Here is a 16,416-nt window from a genome sequence, read left to right as displayed (position 1 = left end):
TGCGGCATAGGGAGATGCGCGAGCACAACCAGGTTCTTGTCCTGGGCCTGATTCAGCGTTGCAGTCCGATTACCCGTCCTGAGTTGGGCAGACGCTCAGGGCTGACGAAGGCCTCGATCACGCGGATCGTCCAGGAGCTGGTCAGCCAGGACCTGGTCAGTGAGGTCCCGGCGCAAGGCACGAGTGCCGGGGGGCGGCCGGCCACCGGTCTGCGGATGAGGGCCGGAGTGCTGGCGAGCGTGGGCGTCGAGCTACGGATCGATAGGTGCGCGGTCCTCCTGCGCGACCTGTCTGGCGTCGAGCTGGGACGCTGGGAGGGGCGCATGGTCCCGGGGACCGATCCCGTGCAGGTCCTGTCTGAGGTCGGACAGCGTATCCAGGCCCTGCGGCGGGACTGTCCTCACCACGTGGTGGGTGTGGGGGTCTCGGTGGGAGGGGCGGCCACCGATGACGGGCAAGGCATCGCCGCCTCCCTCTACCTGGGCTGGAAGGACGTCGATGTCGCCCGACTGCTGGCGCCCTACCTGCCGGGGGTGCCGCTGCGGGTGCTGGACGTGTCCCGCTGTGCCGCCCAGGCGAGTTTTGAGTACCTCAGCTACCAGGCCGGGCAACAAGGTGACCAGCTGCCTGACAGGTCGGAGCTGGTGCACCTGCAGTGCGGCATCGGTCTCGGGGCCGGGTGCCCAGGGGGATGGGACACGAGCCTGCCTCCCCGGGAGAGCAGCCTGCCGGTCGGCCACATCCCGCTTGACCCCTCCGGGCCGCTGTGTGAGACCTGCGGGTGGAACGGTTGCGTGGACTCGGTACTTGGATTTACCGCGTTGATGAGGCGTACTGAGGACCTGAGGGTGAGTCCCAGCCAGGATCCGCGCTACATGGAGGACTACTGCCGCCAGGTCGCCGCTGTGGCAGCTGATGGTGACCGCCGCGCGGCAGGGGTGCTGGCCGCCCTGGCCGACGACCTGGCACGTGCGGTGGTGATGATCGCGCTGCTGGCGCGCCCCAGTCGTATGACGATTGGTGGCTGGCCGGTGTATCTCGGCCCGGACTTCGTCGAGGAGGTCGGACGGCGCGTGCGTGCTCACCAGGACTGTGGGTCCTTGAGCATCTCGGTGGGTGAGCTGGGTGATGACGCCTCGCTGGTTGGGGCCTCGATGATTGGCGCGGATGTTGGGGTACTCGCGCGGCTGACCGACCAGGCGAGCTGAGGCATATCACCCACTCATGGGGGCGTGGTTCTGCGCAACTTCTGGGAGGGGCCTGCCTGCTTCTCTCGGGTGTGGTCGGGTCGTGGTGTGGGTAGGTGTGGCCAAACCTCGATCTTTTGGTTACAATATGGAACGAACGATCGAGTCAAGGGCGACTCGATCTCGACAAAGGAGTCCTTATGCCCCACACCGTTTCTCGTCGTCACCTGCTTGCTGGTGCCGGCCTGGGTGCCCTCAGCGTCCCGTTGCTGTCTGCCTGCGGATCGAGGTCCGGGTCTGGCGGTGGTGACACCGACTCCCTGAGCTTCATGGTCCTGGGAGGCAGCCAGGAGCTCAACGCCTACCTCTCAGACACGGTGCTCCCCGCCTTCAAGAAGGAGACAGGCGTGGATGTCGAGGTCCAGAACTCCGACTGGGGCTCTGCCTTCCAGAAGGTCACCACCGCGGCTGCCTCGGGCCAGATCGCTGACGTGCTCCTCCTGGGGGCCATCTGGACTGCGCCGCTGGCTGCCAAGGGCGTGCTGCTGCCCCTGGATGGCTATATGTCCACGCTGGAGAGCAAGGAGGCCATCTACCCTGACATGCTTGCCGACGGAGTGTGGGACGCCACCCAGTACTCGATCCCGATCGGTACCGACGTGCGCACCGTCGTCTACCGCACTGACCTGTTGGAGAAGGCGGGTGCAGACCCCACCAGGCTGCCGACCACCTGGGCCGAGCTGCGTGAGGTTGCCACCAAGGTGCGCGATGCTGGGGTGTGCGAGTCCCCGATCTGGTTCGGCCTGGACAAGTCCATCGGGCTTCAGCAGGCCTTCGCGGTCCTCATGTTCTCCAACGGCGCGACCTACTGGAAGGAGGACGGCACTGCGAACTTTGACAGCCCTCAGGCTAAGGAGGCTCTGCAGTTCCTCGTCGACTGCTTCGACACGGGCTTGTCCGACTACCACTTCGTCATGGAGGCCAGCGCCCAGCGTCCAGTGGTGGCCGGGCAGAGCGCGATCTGCTTCAGCGGCTCGATGGCCGACATCACCGATGCGAGGAACAACGCCCCCGACGTCGTGGACAAGCTCGCCATCGGAACGCCCCTGACCGGGCCCTCCGGCTCCACACCGGCTGGCGGAGCATGGATCAACAAGCTTGCCGTGGCCAAGGCGTCGAAGAACCCCGAAGGGGCCTTCCGCTTCATCCGCTTCCTCACCGAGGCCCCCCACATGTCCCAGTGGGACCACCTCACCGGGACCCTGCCGGTCCGCGAGGACCTGGGCCAGGAGGAGTGGCTAGGCGAGGAAGGCAAGGAGTTCATGGAGATCGCCCAGTACGCCAGGTCCCAGGAGCCGCACCCGGGCATGATGAGCTTCGGTCAGGACATCAATGAGCTGCTGCAGTCTGCCGTGCGCGGGTCCGCCACGGTCGACGAGACGGCTCAGGCGATCAACGACAAGCTCAACGCCTTCCAGGGATGAGGCCTGGTGTCTGCTACCGCGTCCACAGCTCGGGCTATGCGCAGCGGTGAGCGGTCGACAGTCTCGTCGCTCGACCGGCAGCGCAGCCGGGCCGGCCGCCTCCTGGCCGCCCCCGCTCTCATTGTCATCACAGCGATGACCGTCGTCCCGCTGGTCATGGCCTTCTTCCTGTCCTTTACCCGCTACGACCTGCTGTCCCCTCCCCGGTTCGTTGGGCTCGCCAACTACACCGAGGTGCTCACCGACCCTGTGTTCGGGAAGGTCACCGTCAACACCCTTGTCTTCGCCGTCGGCCAGGTTGCTATCGGTATCGTCGTCACCTTCCTGGTCGCGATGCTGTTCAACCAGCGTCTGGTCGGCAACTCGTTGATGCGCACCACGGTCTACCTCCCCCAGGCGATGTCCTACGTCACCGTTGCGCTGCTGTGGAGCTTCCTCTACGACCCCTTCAACGGCCCTCTCAACGCTGTCATCCAGTACCTGGGCGGTCCGCGAGTCAACTTCCTGACCGAGACCAGCCTCGCGATGCCCTCCATCATGGCGATGTCGTTATGGCGCAACTTCGGTTACTTCATGATCATCCTTCTGGCGGGTCTCAAGGCGATTCCTCCCGAGCTGCTTGAGGCCGCCCAGATCGACGGCGCCGGTGCGCTGCGCAGGCTTATCCATGTCACTATTCCGCAGATGAGGAACTCCCTCCTTTTCGTCGCGGTCACCTGGTTCATGGGGGGACTGCAGATGTTCACCCAGGCCTACGTCATGACTCAGGGAGGTCCGGAGAACGCCACGCGCTCGGTGGTGTACGAGATTTACAAGTCGGCTTTCTCCGACCTCAATATTGGACGGGCCTGTGCCGTCTCGGTGCTGCTGTTCCTCTTCGTGGCCGCCTTCGGGCTGCCGCTGCGCGTTGCCGAGCACCTCAAGGCGCGCCGCAGCGTGCACGAAGCATCAGGACGCTGAGAATGGAGACGACGATGACCGCTCTCGCCCGCCCTACCCCCAGACGGCGCTCACGACGCCGGGCCACACGCAGCCTCCTGCTGCACCTGGCTGCACTGGTCGTCACGGCCCTGTACCTCATTCCGATGCTCAACCTGCTCTTGGTGGCCCTGACACCCATGGGCGAGCCCACCACCGGGACAGTGCCCAGCCGCCTGGCCTGGGGCAACTTCGCCGAGGCGATTCAGGCCTCTGACTTCGGGCTTTTCTTTGTCAATTCCATGCTGGTGACACTGGCCTCGACAGTGAGCCAAGTGGTGCTGTCCTGCATGGCCGGCTACGCCCTGGCCAAGATGCCGGTGCGGGGTAAGAAGTACATCCTCTTCGGTCTCATCGCGCTGCTCGTGGTGCCTCCGGAGGTCATGATGGTGCCCCTGTTCACTCTCTTCACCCACGTCCCCCTCGCAGGGGGTAACGACTGGCTGGGCCAGGGCGGTGCGGGGATGCTGGACGGCTACCTCATCATGATCCTTCCCCACGCCGCCTCCGCCCTGGGGATCTTCCTCATGCGGCAGTTCTACGTCGACCTGCCGGAGGAGCTGGGGCAGTCTGCCCGGGTGGACGGAGCCGGAGAGCTGCGAATCTTCGCCCAGATCTACACCCCGCTTGCGCTTCCGGCTGTCGCAGTGGTCACGGTCCTGGCCTTCCAGAGCGCCTGGAACGACTTCCTGTGGCCGCTGGTGACGGTCAAGAGCAACAACATGAGGACCCTCCAGCTGGGGCTGGCTGTCTTCTACCAGGAGAACTCCACACAGTGGAACCTCCTCATGGCGGCAATCCTCATGATGACGATCCCGATCATCGTGATCTTCCTCTACGGCCAGCGCTTCTTCACCGACGGCGTGTCCGCCGGGGCGGTCAAGCAGTAGACAACAGCAAGGCATCATGACTCCCGTAGACCCCCTCTCACTCGTCCCGGATACCGGCCCGCGTCGGCCCAGCTTCCTGTTCATCCTCACTGACGACCAGGGCCCTTGGGCGGTGCCCTGGAGGATGCCGGAGCTTCAGATGCCCCACCTGGCAGAGCTGGCCCAGGAAGGAGTCGTCTTTGACAGTTTCTACTGCGCCTCTCCTGTCTGCTCCCCGGCACGTGCCTCGCTCCTGACCGGCCGGATGCCCTCGGCGCACGGGATCCACGACTGGCTCGTGGGCACCGAGCACTCACGGGCCCACCCTGACCAGTACCTGGAGGACATCACCACTCTCCCGGCTGTCCTGTCCGGTGCCGGGTACGTGTGCGCCCTGTCAGGCAAGTGGCACGTGGGGGAGGCCCGCCAGCCGGCAGCCGGGTTCTCCTCGTGGTACGCCCACCGCTTCGGCGGCGGACCGTACTACGAGGCCCCGATCTGGCGGGAGGGGCAGCAGGCCAGCGAGAAGGAGTACTTCACTGACGCCGTCGGACAGCACGCGGTGCAGTTCCTGCGCACTTATGCGCGTGGGTGCAGCGAGGTGGGACACCGTCCTTTCTATCTCCAGGTCTGCCCGACGGCGCCCCACACCCCGTGGGACGAGGACAACCACCCCCGTGAGCTGCTGGACATCTACGAGGACTGTGACTTTCCCTCTGTGCCGCGTGAACCCGCGCATCCGTGGACCCGGGCGCGCAAGAAGGACTTCGTCGACTCCTTCGCTGACCCCGACCGGAGTCTGCGCGGCTACTGCGCCGCGCTTAGCGGGGTGGACCAGCTTATCGGTCGGCTGCGCGGGGAATTGGAGGAGCTGGGGCTGGCGGAGGAGACGATCATCCTCTACATGTCGGACAACGGCTTCTCCTGCGGGCACCACGGGATCTGGGGCAAGGGTAACGGCACCTACCCGCTCAACATGTGGGAGAGCTCCGTCGCCGTCCCCTTCGTCATGTACGTGCCCGAGGGGCTTCGGGACCAGGTGGGACCTGTCGCGCTACCGGGAGCCGGCAGCCACGTTGTCGACAACCTGTCCGCCCTCAGCTTCTTCCCCACCGTGTGCGAGCTGGCCGGTGTCACGGCACCGGCAGACCCACTGCGGGCGGGGGAGTCCTTCCTGCCCTGGCTCAGCCAGGAGGAGCAGGAGGAGTCCTCGCGCCAGCCCGTGGTCGTCTACGACGAGTACGGCGGCACTCGGATGATCCGGGACGGCCGGTGGAAGTACGTGCTTCGCTTCGAGGGGCCTGAGGAGCTCTACGACCTCCAGAAGGACCCACAGGAGAGGTGCGACCTCGCCCAGGACCCCTCGCTGGCACCCACGCGCCGGCGTCTGCGGGACCAGCTCGAGGACTGGTTCGCCAGGCACGAGACGGTGCGCGCGCGGGCCTATGAGCAGCCCGTCACCGGCCGGGGACAGATTCACCCGACCTGGCGGCGTGAGGAGGCCCAGCGCTACGTGCCCCTCACCGAGGAGAACTGAGTCTGCGCCCGAGGTTAGTCTGGCGTGTCTGCGACCCGGGGAGTCCCAGGAGTCGCAGAAAGCCGCGGGATGCTGCAGGTACCGTGCTAAGAGGCCGGGTGCTCGGGCGCGTCCAGCTCCGCGAACCACAGGCGCGTCTCACCGTAGCGTTTGCCGCCGAAGCGGCGCAGCCCCGCCGGCCAGACCGGCTCGGGTGCGCGGGTCGAGCGCTCCAGGACGACGACGGCGCCCGGCGCCAGCCAAGGGTCCCGCTCTCGGCCCAGGGGCTCGAGCATGGCGAGGACATCGGCCTCATCCAGGTCGTAGGGAGGGTCGATGAGCACGAGGTCCGCCGGCGCCCCTGCGGCGCCTGCCAGGAAGGTCGCGGCTTTCGCCGTCACCGCCCGCACGCCGCTCAGTCCGAGGGAGCGGATGTTGCGCTCGCACACCTGGGTGGCGGTCCTGGAGGAGTCCACGAGGGTGACGTCGGTGGCCCCGCGGCTGGCTGCCTCCAGGCCCAGGGCGCCCGAGCCGGCGCACAGGTCCAGGACCCGGGCGCCGCGCAGGACGTCGTAGTGCTCCAGGCGGGCGAAGAGCGCCTCGCGCACCCGCTCGGAGGTCGGGCGGGTGCCAGAGCGGGGCACATCAATCCTGCGTCCGCCGACGGCGCCGGCCACGATCCGCGTCATGGTCCGACCATACGTGAGGTCCGGCCCCAGGGCCCATCTCGAGCATCTCGCGCGAGACCGGTCAGTCCTCCGGGGCCGGAGCGTGCTGACCGTAACCGGTCTCCCGGATCTTTCGGGCCACTGCCGCGATCTGCTCGTCGGAGAGGATCTTGGGGGTACCCACGGCACGTGTGCGCAGATAGAGCTCGCAGACCCACTCCAGCTCCTGGGCCAGGACGTAGGTGGCGGCCAGGTCCGGGCCGGCCACCACGGAGCCGTGGTTGCTCATGAGGGCCGCCGTGCGCCCCTCAAGGGCCCGTTCAACGTTGGCCGCCAACTCAGGAGACCCATAGATCGCGTAATCCGCCACCCGCACGTTGCTGCCGCCGAACATGCAGATGTAGTAGTGCACGGCCGGAAGCGCGCTCACACCCTCGAGGCTAGCGACGGCGGTGGCCGCGTAGGAGTGGGTGTGCACCACCGACATCTGGCCGGTCGCCCGTAGCGCGGTCAGGTGCAGGTCCAGTTCACTGGCGGGCTTGAGGGCGCCATCGACCTGCTTGCCCGTGACGTAGTCGACCACGGCGACCAGATCGGGGCGCATGTCCGGGTAGGGCAGCCCCGAGGGGGTGATGGCGACGAGGTCGCCCTCCCTGACGGACAGGTTACCGGCGGTGCCGACGACCAGTCCGTCGTCGGCCAGGTGGAAGCAGGCCTCGGTGATCTGCTGGCGGGCATCGTGGAGAAGCATCATGGGCTCTTTCCCCGGGGCGTACCGCAGTACGCCCCCGTTGCGTCAGAAGTGGTGCTAACAGATTGTTGCATGTTAGCGCTCTCATGTCTACGGGTGCGTTCTCGCTTTTGTACTTGACATTACCGGATGATTGGAGTCATGCTGTGTTTGCGCTCACATTCCTGTGGGTCCTGGTCATCGTCGCCCAGTGAAAGGAACTGTCATGCCCACCGCGTCCTATCCCGCCATCGGAATCCGCCCCCTCATTGACGGCCGCCGTCGCGGCGTGAGGGAGTCCCTTGAGGACAAGACCGCGCAGCTGGCCAAGGATGTCGCCGAGCTCATCTCCACCCACCTGACCTACCCCGACGGCAGCCCGGTGCGTTGCGTCGTCTCCGAGACCGCGATCGGGGGTGTGGCCGAGGCCAACCGCTGCAAGGAGCAGTTCCGCATCGAGAACGTGTGCGCCGACCTGACTGTCACCGCCTCCTGGAACTACATCACCGAGGTCCTCGACCTCGACCCCTCGATCCCGCACGCCATCTGGGGCTTCAACGGCACCGAGCGCCCCGGGGCCGTGACCCTGGCCGCCGCGGCCGCCGCCTATAACATGCTGGGCATCCCCTGCTTCGGCATCTACGGCCACGACGTCCAGGACGCCGACGACTCAGGCCTGACCGACGACGTCGTCGAGAACATCCTGCGCTACGCGCGCGCCGCGCTCGGGGCCGGCCTTATGAAGGGACGCAGCTACCTCTCGATCGGGACCGTCTCGATGGGGATTGCGGGCTGTCGCGTCCCCGAGCAGTTCTTCGTCGACTACCTGGGAATGCGTGCCGAGTACATCGACATGATCGAGATCGACCGCCGCATCGCCAACGGCATCTACGACCACAAGGAGTACGAGACCGCCCTGGCCTGGGCCCGCGAGCACCTCACCATCGGGCAGAACCGCAACCCCGAGACCAACCGCTTCACCCAGGAGGAGTACGACGAGCAGTTCGACTACTGCATCAAGATGCTCCTCATCGGCCGCGACCTCATGGAGGGCAACCCCGCCCTGGCCGAGCTCGGGTTCGTCGAGGAGGCCGACGGGCACGACGCCATCGCGGCCGGCTTCCAGGGGCAGCGCCAGTGGACGGACTACAAGCCCAACGGCGACATCCTCGAGACCTTGATCAACACCACCTTCGACTGGAACGGCAAGCGGCCCGAGAAGGTCTTCGCCACGGAGGGCGACGCCGGCAACGCCGTCGCCATGCTCTTCAACTCCGTCCTGACCCACCGTCCCCAGCTCTTCAGCGATGTGCGCACCTACTGGAGCCCCGAGGCCGTCGAGCGGGTCACCGGGTACAGGCTCGAGGGACGCGCTGAGCACGGGTTCATCGACCTGCGTAACTCCGGGGCGACGACCCTCAACGCCACTGGCCAGGAGAAGGATGCCGAGGGCAACCCGATCATCAAGCACTGGTGGGAGATCACCGAGGCTGACATCGAGGCGGATCTCAAGGCGTCCACCTTCCACGCCGCCACCCGCGAATACTTCCCCGGTGGCGGATTCTCCACCCACTTCACCACCTCTGGCGGCATGCCCGTGACCGCGACCCGCCTCAACTTCGTGGCCGGCCAGGGACCGGTACTCCAGATCTCCGAGGGCTGGACCGTGGAGCTGCCCGACGACGTGCGTGACCAGATCGTCAACCGCACCGACCCGACCTGGCCGACCACCTTCTTCGTCCCGCGCCTAACCGGTCAGGGTGCCTTCACGTCCGTCTACGATTGGATGGCCAACTGGGGTGCCAACCACACGGCCACGGGCTACGGGCACTTCGGCGCCGACCTCATCACCCTGGCTTCGATGCTGCGCATCCCCGTCTACATGCACAACGTCGAGCGCGAGAGAATCCTGCGCCCCAAGGCCTGGGCGCCCTTCGGCACCGCTGATCTCGAGAGCGCCGACTTCAGGGCCTGCGCCGCCTTCGGGCCCCTCTACCGCTGAAGGACCGCATCATGACGAGCACCGACGAGCATCGTCCGACTATGAGCTGGAGCAGCGGGGCGGACAGTGAGCCAGGGGCTGAGCACCACGCGCTCGCCCTCGACCTCGGCTCTAGCTCCGTGCGAGCGGTTCTGGGAAGCTACCGACAAGGGGTGGTCAGCACCGAGGAGGTCTACCGGCTGCGCCACCAGGTGGTGGATGACCGCGGCACTCTCACCTGGGACCTTGAGAGCATCATGGACGGTGTTCGTCGGAGCATAGTCGAGGCGACGCGGCGCCTGGGGCGTGCTCCCGACTCCATCGGCATCGACACCTGGGGCGTCGACTACGGCCTTCTCGACGCCAACGGATCCCTGCTGCGCGCTCCCCGGGCCTATCGCGACGGGCGCATGTCCCGGTGGGCCGCGGACCTGGATCAGGCCATCGCCCCGGAGACGATCTGGCGGGAGACCGGTATCCTGCCCCAGCAGATCAACACGGTCTACCAGCTCTACGCGGACTTGAGGGAGGAGCCTGGCCTCGTTGATCGGGTCGACCGCTTCCTGCCACTGCCCGACCTGGTGGCGTACCTGCTCGGCGCCCCTGCCGAGACGGGGCGGGCGATCGCCTCGACCACCGGGCTCGCCTCACCCGGGGCCCAATGCTGGTCTGCCCACGTGCTGGAGGCCGCCGGAATCCCCGAGCGGTGGATGCCCCCGCTCGTCGACGACGCCACCGTGGCCGGCAAGACGTCGGAGGGGATCACCATCGTGCGTCCCGGTGGGCATGACACCGCCTGTGCCGTCCACGCGCTCGGGCTGACGAACGACGACGTGCACCTGTTCATCTCCTCAGGATCCTGGAGCCTCATCGGGGTCACCGTTCCCGATCCGGTCCTGGACGAGGCGACGCTGCGTTCCGGACTGACCAACGAGGTCCGCACCGACGGTGGTATCCGGCTCCTGCGCAACCTCACCGGCTTCTGGCTGCTTCAGGAGTGCCAGCGCTCCTGGAACGAGCCCGATACCGGGGTGCTGGTCAAGGCAGCGGGGGAGTGCGCCTCTCCCGGGGTCGTGATCGACCCCGATGACGCCCTCTTCGCCACTCCCGGGGACATGCCGGGCAAGATCGCCCACTGGTGCCGCGACCACTACAGGGTGGTCCCCGAGGGACCTGCGCAGACCGTCCGGCTCATTCTCGAGTCGCTCGCCTGCGCGCACGCCGCCTACGCCCAGGGGCTGCAGAACGTCGTCGGCGACCTGCTGGACCCGGCTTCGCCGATCCACCTGGTGGGAGGCGGGGCGCGTAACAGCCTCCTTCCGGCGATGACGGCGGCGGCCTGCAACCGACGCGTCGTCGTAAGCACACCGGAGGCCAGCGCCCTGGGCAACATCCTCGCCCAGCTCGAGGCCACCGGCGCCGTCGACCCGGCTTCGCGCGGCGAGGTGCTGCGCCGCAGCGTCCACCTGGTCGACGTCGAACCCTCCGACTCAATCGTGCAGCCCGACGCTTTCGACGTCATGCGAGAGCGGCTGCTCAATATCACTGCCGGCTGACCTCCGACCTCATCGACTGCAACTGAACCATCTAACCGACAACCCACCTTAGGAAAGGAGCGACGATGCTCCGCAACATTCCCGCTAACCTGTCACCCGATCTCGTCAAGATCCTGCTCGAGATGGGGCACGGCGACGAGATCCTCCTGGCTGACGCCAACTTCCCCGGGCACCACCTCCACCCCACCACGGTGCGGGCCGACGGGCTGGGGATCCCTGACCTGCTCACATCCATCCTCACCCTCATGCCCCTGGACCGGTACAGCAGCTACCAGGTGACCCTCATGGAGACGGTCGGCGACGATCCTCGGCCTCCGGTGTGGGACGTCTACGAGCAGATCTGGAACGAGGCGGAGAAGGACGCCGGTCCCGTGAGCGTCAAGACGATCGAGCGCATGGTCTTCTACGACTACACCCCGAGCGTCTACGCCGTCGTCATCACCGGGGAGACCGCCCTGTACGGGAACCTCATCCTCAAGAAGGGCGTGCTGTGATGACTGCCATCCAAGACCCCGCGGCTGAGGCGGAGATCGCCCGGAAGACCCCAGTCAACCGAGCGTTCCTGTAACCCCGGTAAGGTGGCGCCCTTCTGCCTGCTGGTCTCCTGCTTCGCCGCCTGGGGCCTGGCCGGGAGCATGAGCGACCCCCTGGTCAAGGTGTTCCGCTCCGTGTTCTCCATGACGAACCTGCAGTCCTCCCTGGTGGATTTGGCCTACTACGGTGCCTATTTCTGCCTGGCGATCCCCGCGGCCTTCATTAACAGCCGCCCGGACTACAAGGGCGGTGTCCTGATCGGGCTGGTGCTGGCGGGAACCGGTGGGCAAGGGGCTGGTGCGGGCGGGTGGTGCTCCACCGGTGCGCCCCCCCATGGTCGCCAGCTCGAGGGCCTTGCCGGACTCCCAAAGGCGCTTGGAGTGGATGGGCTCGGCCCCCTTGCAGGGCCCGTTGACGGTCCTGGGCCGGGGTGTTGTGATACGGCGCCCATGGTGCCCGCTGAGGTAGTCATCTGCGGTGGTGAGCGTGTCGTGGCACGGGCCCGTCGCTACGCGCGCACAGACAGGTGGTGGGCGCGGCCCGCGGTCGGCACGGGGCGTGGCGTGGTGCGTCTTGCGCACCGCGCAGACTGCTGTGGCTCTGTGCGTGGACGTGCGTGGGCTCCTCCACGAGGGTCTCGTCGCGCTGGGTCTGGGCGCAGGCCGGTCGCGTCTTTGAAGCCCGGTGAGCCGCGCGAGGTGCTGAACCCGCACTCTGTCGCGCCTGGGACGCGGCAGATCGGCCTGGGGCCCGGGCTGATCGGGGTGCTGGTTGATGAGCCGGGTCATCTTGTGGTGGGGTGGTCGAGGCCCGCTGCGGAAAAGCTGAGGTCCTGCGCACGATCTCGCTCGCGCGGCGCAGCTCGAGGTCCTGCGCGCGGGTGCCGCACCTCCTGTCACTCATCGGTGCCCGCACGGTGAGCATGGCCTCGATCAACGCTGCGCTGCTTCCACCAGCTGCGCAGTGTGTGCGGCCCGGGCCGGTCCAAGAAAGCCCTCAAGACCTGGCTCGCCCAGTGCGACCACGCCTGGTGTGAGCAGGTTCAGGCCTGACTTTTGACACTTGGTGTGGGGCTGGGTGGTTTTGGTTGGGTTTTCGTTGATTTTGTGCGGCTGCAGGGGGCGGGTTGGGTCACTAAGGAGGCTGGTTATGATGGGGTTTGTGAGCCCGTTCATCCGTCAAGTGCGTACCGCCTCGGGGGCCACGGCCGTGCAGATCGCGGTCAAGGAAGGCCGACGTAACAAGGTTGTTGAGCACATCGGTTCTGCTCATACCCCTGGCGAGCTTGCTGCCTTGGTCCAGGTCGCGCAAGAAAAGCTCCATCCCGGCCAGCTCCAGCTGGACCTGGACCTCCCGTCGGGGTCGGCAGGCTCCAGGCCGGGTGTGCATGGGGACTACCAGCAGACGGCCATTGGCGCAGCGCACCTGGTTTCCCACCGCAGCGGCTTGTTGTGGCAAGTCCTTTGCGATGCTTGGCAGGATCTTGGCTTTGACCAAGCGGTGGACGATGAGGCCTTCAAGCAGATTGTCCTGGCCCGGCTGATCGAACCCACTAGCAAGAGCGCTATAGCAGCGATGTTGACCAGCTTGGGGCTGGAGTCCTTTGACTCACGCACCCACTTTCGTGCCCTGACCCGTTGCGTGGAGCGTGATTACCGCTCTGCTCTGGCTCGTGCGGCCTTGGAGCATTGCCTGGCCTGTGGGGATGTGTCCTTGGTGTTGTACGACGTGACTACCTTGTACTTCGAAGCAGAGAAAGAAGACGCGCTGCGCAAGGTCGGCTACTCCAAAGAACGCCGCGTGGATCCCCAGATCCTGGTCGGCCTGCTAGCAGACCGTAACGGTTTCCCGTTGGAGGTCTCCTGCTGGGAAGGCAACAAAGCCGAGACCCACACCCTCATCCCTACCATCGAGGCCTTCAAGCAACGCGCCGGGGCGGAGCACCTAGTAGTCGTAGCTGATGCCGGGATGCTCTCCAGCGCTAACTTGCAGGCGCTTGACCAAGCCGGCTACGGCTTCATTGTCGGGGCCAGACAGACCAAGGCACCCCTGGACCTCCAAGCGCACTTCTTCTGGCACGGGGACTGCTTCACCGACGGGCAGACCATTGACACAATCACCCCACGCCACGGTGGTAAACAAGAACGCAATCAGCACCTCAAGGACGAACCGGTCTGGCACCCACAGACACACCCGGGCTCGTGGCGGGCGATCTGGGTCTACTCGCGTAAACGCGCCGCCAGGGACAGCAAGACCCTTACCCTCCAGGAAAACCGGGCCAGAGCCATCGTTGCCGGGGAAAAAGCCATGCGCTCAGCCAGGTTTGTCACCACCAGCTCCTCAGGAAGAGGCCTGGATGAAAAGGCCCTGGCCAGAGCGCGGCGTCTAGAAGGGCTAAAGGGCTATGTCACCAACATCCCCGCCCGCACTATGAGCGCCAGCGAGATCGTGGCCGACTACCACAATCTGTGGAAGGTGGAACAGTCCTTCCGCATGTCCAAACACGACCTACGCGCCCGCCCGGTCTTCCACCACACCCGCCAAGCCATCGAGGCCCACCTGACCGTGGTCACCGCCGCCCTAGCCGTAGCCCGCCACCTCCAGGCCGCGACCGGTGTCTCCATCAAGAAGATCGTGCAAGCCCTACGACCCGTCATCGACGTCACCATCAACATCAACGGACACGAGCTCACAGCCACCAGCCAACCCCAAGGCCAAGCCGCCAACATCCTGGCCAGCCTCACCAACAAAACGGGTCACTAACAGTGTCAAAAGTCAGGTCAGGTGGTGGCCATGGACGGGGTCACCGGGTTCAAGAGCGCCACTGGCGAGGAGCTCCCACAGGCTTGCACGGTCACGGGCCCCTTCCACGTTGTCTCCCTGGTTGCCAGCAACCTCGACCAGCGCCGCCGCCGCATCCGGAGGCAGAGCACTAGGTGCGGGGCCACAGGGGCGACCCGCGCTACCGGGCCAGGCGCACCCTACGCACCGGCGCCGGCCTGCTCACCGATGCCCAGACCAGGCGTCTCGAGTCTCTTCTCGCTGATGAGCGCCACGCTCCAGTCAAAGCCTCCTGGGGCGTCTACCAGCGCCTGATCCAGGCCTACCGGGCCGAGGACCCCTGACTTTTGACACTTGGTGTGGGGCTGGGTGGTTTTGGTTGGGTTTTCGTTGATTTTGTGCGGCTGCAGGGGGCGGGTTGGGTCACTAAGGAGGCTGGTTATGATGGGGTTTGTGAGCCCGTTCATCCGTCAAGTGCGTACCGCCTCGGGGGCCACGGCCGTGCAGATCGCGGTCAAGGAAGGCCGACGTAACAAGGTTGTTGAGCACATCGGTTCTGCTCATACCCCTGGCGAGCTTGCTGCCTTGGTCCAGGTCGCGCAAGAAAAGCTCCATCCCGGCCAGCTCCAGCTGGACCTGGACCTCCCGTCGGGGTCGGCAGGCTCCAGGCCGGGCGTGCATGGGGACTACCAGCAGACGGCCATTGGCGCAGCGCACCTGGTTTCCCACCGCAGCGGCTTGTTGTGGCAAGTCCTTTGCGATGCTTGGCAGGATCTTGGCTTTGACCAAGCGGTGGACGATGAGGCCTTCAAGCAGATTGTCCTGGCCCGGCTGATCGAACCCACTAGCAAGAGCGCTATAGCAGCGATGTTGACCAGCTTGGGGCTGGAGTCCTTTGACTCACGCACCCACTTTCGTGCCCTGACCCGTTGCGTGGAGCGTGATTACCGCTCTGCTCTGGCTCGTGCGGCCTTGGAGCATTGCCTGGCCTGTGGGGATGTGTCCTTGGTGTTGTACGACGTGACTACCTTGTACTTCGAAGCAGAGAAAGAAGACGCGCTGCGCAAGGTCGGCTACTCCAAAGAACGCCGCGTGGATCCCCAGATCCTGGTCGGCCTGCTAGCAGACCGTAACGGTTTCCCGTTGGAGGTCTCCTGCTGGGAAGGCAACAAAGCCGAGACCCACACCCTCATCCCTACCATCGAGGCCTTCAAGCAACGCGCCGGGGCGGAGCACCTAGTAGTCGTAGCTGATGCCGGGATGCTCTCCAGCGCTAACTTGCAGGCGCTTGACCAAGCCGGCTACGGCTTCATTGTCGGGGCCAGACAGACCAAGGCACCCCTGGACCTCCAAGCGCACTTCTTCTGGCACGGGGACTGCTTCACCGACGGGCAGACCATTGACACAATCACCCCACGCCACGGTGGTAAACAAGAACGCAATCAGCACCTCAAGGACGAACCGGTCTGGCACCCACAGACACACCCGGGCTCGTGGCGGGCGATCTGGGTCTACTCGCGTAAACGCGCCGCCAGGGACAGCAAGACCCTTACCCTCCAGGAAAACCGGGCCAGAGCCATCGTTGCCGGGGAAAAAGCCATGCGCTCAGCCAGGTTTGTCACCACCAGCTCCTCAGGAAGAGGCCTGGATGAAAAGGCCCTGGCCAGAGCGCGGCGTCTAGAAGGGCTAAAGGGCTATGTCACCAACATCCCCGCCCGCACTATGAGCGCCAGCGAGATCGTGGCCGACTACCACAATCTGTGGAAGGTGGAACAGTCCTTCCGCATGTCCAAACACGACCTACGCGCCCGCCCGGTCTTCCACCACACCCGCCAAGCCATCGAGGCCCACCTGACCGTGGTCACCGCCGCCCTAGCCGTAGCCCGCCACCTCCAGGCCGCGACCGGTGTCTCCATCAAGAAGATCGTGCAAGCCCTACGACCCGTCATCGACGTCACCATCAACATCAACGGACACGAGCTCACAGCCACCAGCCAACCCCAAGGCCAAGCCGCCAACATCCTGGCCAGCCTCACCAACAAAACGGGTCACTAACAGTGTCAAAAGTCAGGTCAAAGCCTCCTGGGGCGTCTACCAGCGCCTGATCCAGGCCTACCGGGCCGAGGACCCGG

The 16,416-nt window shown here is 65.8% G+C and carries 12 protein-coding genes and 2 pseudogenes; 12 read left to right on the top strand and 2 right to left on the bottom strand.

Annotation, left to right across the window (positions count from 1 at the left end; translation table 11 throughout):
* Positions 1-14 precede the first annotated feature (14 nt).
* The 5 genes from ID810_RS07920 (at position 15) to ID810_RS07900 (ending at position 6,055) form a co-directional block, all read left to right on the top strand.
* A complete protein-coding gene (locus ID810_RS07920) occupies positions 15-1,208 on the top strand; it encodes an ROK family transcriptional regulator (protein WP_166856866.1) in 1,194 nt (397 codons plus the stop codon).
* Between the two features lie 179 nt (positions 1,209-1,387).
* Positions 1,388-2,671, top strand: coding sequence for an extracellular solute-binding protein (locus ID810_RS07915; RefSeq protein WP_166856868.1), 1,284 nt, complete (start codon positions 1,388-1,390; stop codon positions 2,669-2,671).
* Positions 2,672-2,707: 36 nt separating this feature from the next.
* Entirely contained in the window at positions 2,708-3,631 is a 924-nt protein-coding gene (locus ID810_RS07910) for a carbohydrate ABC transporter permease (protein ID WP_166856870.1), read from the top strand.
* A gap of 14 nt (positions 3,632-3,645) precedes the next feature.
* Positions 3,646-4,539 (top strand): carbohydrate ABC transporter permease, encoded by an 894-nt coding sequence (locus ID810_RS07905; protein ID WP_166856872.1) that lies wholly within the window; start codon positions 3,646-3,648, stop codon positions 4,537-4,539.
* 16 nt (positions 4,540-4,555) lie between these two features.
* On the top strand, positions 4,556-6,055 hold the full coding sequence (locus ID810_RS07900; RefSeq protein WP_166856874.1) for a sulfatase-like hydrolase/transferase: 1,500 nt from the start codon (positions 4,556-4,558) through the stop codon (positions 6,053-6,055).
* 86 nt (positions 6,056-6,141) lie between these two features.
* Here ID810_RS07900 and rsmD read toward each other — a convergent pair whose 3' ends face one another.
* Complete coding sequence (rsmD, locus tag ID810_RS07895; protein WP_166856876.1) at positions 6,142-6,723, bottom strand: 16S rRNA (guanine(966)-N(2))-methyltransferase RsmD; 582 nt, start codon at positions 6,721-6,723, stop codon at positions 6,142-6,144.
* Between the two features lie 61 nt (positions 6,724-6,784).
* Positions 6,785-7,453 (bottom strand): class II aldolase/adducin family protein, encoded by a 669-nt coding sequence (locus ID810_RS07890; RefSeq protein WP_166856918.1) that lies wholly within the window; start codon positions 7,451-7,453, stop codon positions 6,785-6,787.
* 205 nt (positions 7,454-7,658) lie between these two features.
* On the opposite strand from ID810_RS07890, the gene ID810_RS07885 reads away from it, so the two are divergent.
* From ID810_RS07885 to ID810_RS07860, 7 genes and pseudogenes are all read left to right on the top strand, one after another.
* On the top strand, positions 7,659-9,434 hold the full coding sequence (locus tag ID810_RS07885) for an L-fucose isomerase (RefSeq protein ID WP_166856878.1): 1,776 nt from the start codon (positions 7,659-7,661) through the stop codon (positions 9,432-9,434).
* Positions 9,435-9,475: 41 nt separating this feature from the next.
* Positions 9,476-10,969 (top strand): rhamnulokinase, encoded by a 1,494-nt coding sequence (locus ID810_RS07880; protein ID WP_166856920.1) that lies wholly within the window; start codon positions 9,476-9,478, stop codon positions 10,967-10,969.
* A 65-nt stretch (positions 10,970-11,034) separates the two neighbouring features.
* Positions 11,035-11,463: an RbsD/FucU family protein gene (locus ID810_RS07875; protein WP_166856880.1), complete on the top strand. Its 429-nt coding sequence runs from the start codon at positions 11,035-11,037 to the stop codon at positions 11,461-11,463.
* Positions 11,463-11,790 (top strand): annotated as a pseudogene (locus tag ID810_RS12480) (L-fucose:H+ symporter permease); the annotation flags it as partial. The gene ID810_RS07875 and the pseudogene ID810_RS12480, both read left to right, overlap by 1 nt.
* A gap of 874 nt (positions 11,791-12,664) precedes the next feature.
* Complete coding sequence (locus ID810_RS07870; protein ID WP_166858839.1) at positions 12,665-14,266, top strand: IS1634 family transposase; 1,602 nt, start codon at positions 12,665-12,667, stop codon at positions 14,264-14,266.
* Between the two features lie 18 nt (positions 14,267-14,284).
* A pseudogene (locus ID810_RS07865) lies at positions 14,285-14,622 on the top strand (transposase); the annotation flags it as partial.
* Between the two features lie 106 nt (positions 14,623-14,728).
* The gene (locus tag ID810_RS07860; protein WP_243856726.1) at positions 14,729-16,339 is read left to right on the top strand and encodes an IS1634 family transposase; all 1,611 of its coding nucleotides are present in this window, start codon (positions 14,729-14,731) and stop codon (positions 16,337-16,339) included.
* The last annotated feature ends 77 nt before the right edge of the window (positions 16,340-16,416 follow it).

Source organism: Actinomyces respiraculi (assembly GCF_014595995.2).
Classification (GTDB): Bacteria; Actinomycetota; Actinomycetes; order Actinomycetales; family Actinomycetaceae; genus Actinomyces; species Actinomyces respiraculi.
This window is presented reverse-complemented; position numbering and strand designations above follow the sequence as displayed.

Excerpts from the sequence above, each read along its gene's own strand:
- ID810_RS07915 (WP_166856868.1), top strand. The coding sequence starts at position 1,388 with ATGCCCCACACCGTTTCTCGTCGTCACCTGCTTGCTGGTGCCGGCCTG.
- ID810_RS07885 (WP_166856878.1), top strand. The coding sequence starts at position 7,659 with ATGCCCACCGCGTCCTATCCCGCCATCGGAATCCGCCCCCTCATTGAC.
- ID810_RS07875 (WP_166856880.1), top strand. The coding sequence starts at position 11,035 with ATGCTCCGCAACATTCCCGCTAACCTGTCACCCGATCTCGTCAAGATC.
- ID810_RS07880 (WP_166856920.1), top strand. The coding sequence starts at position 9,476 with ATGAGCTGGAGCAGCGGGGCGGACAGTGAGCCAGGGGCTGAGCACCAC.
- rsmD (WP_166856876.1), bottom strand. The coding sequence starts at position 6,723 with ATGACGCGGATCGTGGCCGGCGCCGTCGGCGGACGCAGGATTGATGTG.
- ID810_RS07890 (WP_166856918.1), bottom strand. The coding sequence starts at position 7,453 with ATGCTTCTCCACGATGCCCGCCAGCAGATCACCGAGGCCTGCTTCCAC.
- ID810_RS07920 (WP_166856866.1), top strand. The coding sequence starts at position 15 with ATGCGCGAGCACAACCAGGTTCTTGTCCTGGGCCTGATTCAGCGTTGC.
- ID810_RS07860 (WP_243856726.1), top strand. The coding sequence starts at position 14,729 with ATGGGGTTTGTGAGCCCGTTCATCCGTCAAGTGCGTACCGCCTCGGGG.
- ID810_RS07910 (WP_166856870.1), top strand. The coding sequence starts at position 2,708 with ATGCGCAGCGGTGAGCGGTCGACAGTCTCGTCGCTCGACCGGCAGCGC.
- ID810_RS07900 (WP_166856874.1), top strand. The coding sequence starts at position 4,556 with ATGACTCCCGTAGACCCCCTCTCACTCGTCCCGGATACCGGCCCGCGT.
- ID810_RS07905 (WP_166856872.1), top strand. The coding sequence starts at position 3,646 with ATGACCGCTCTCGCCCGCCCTACCCCCAGACGGCGCTCACGACGCCGG.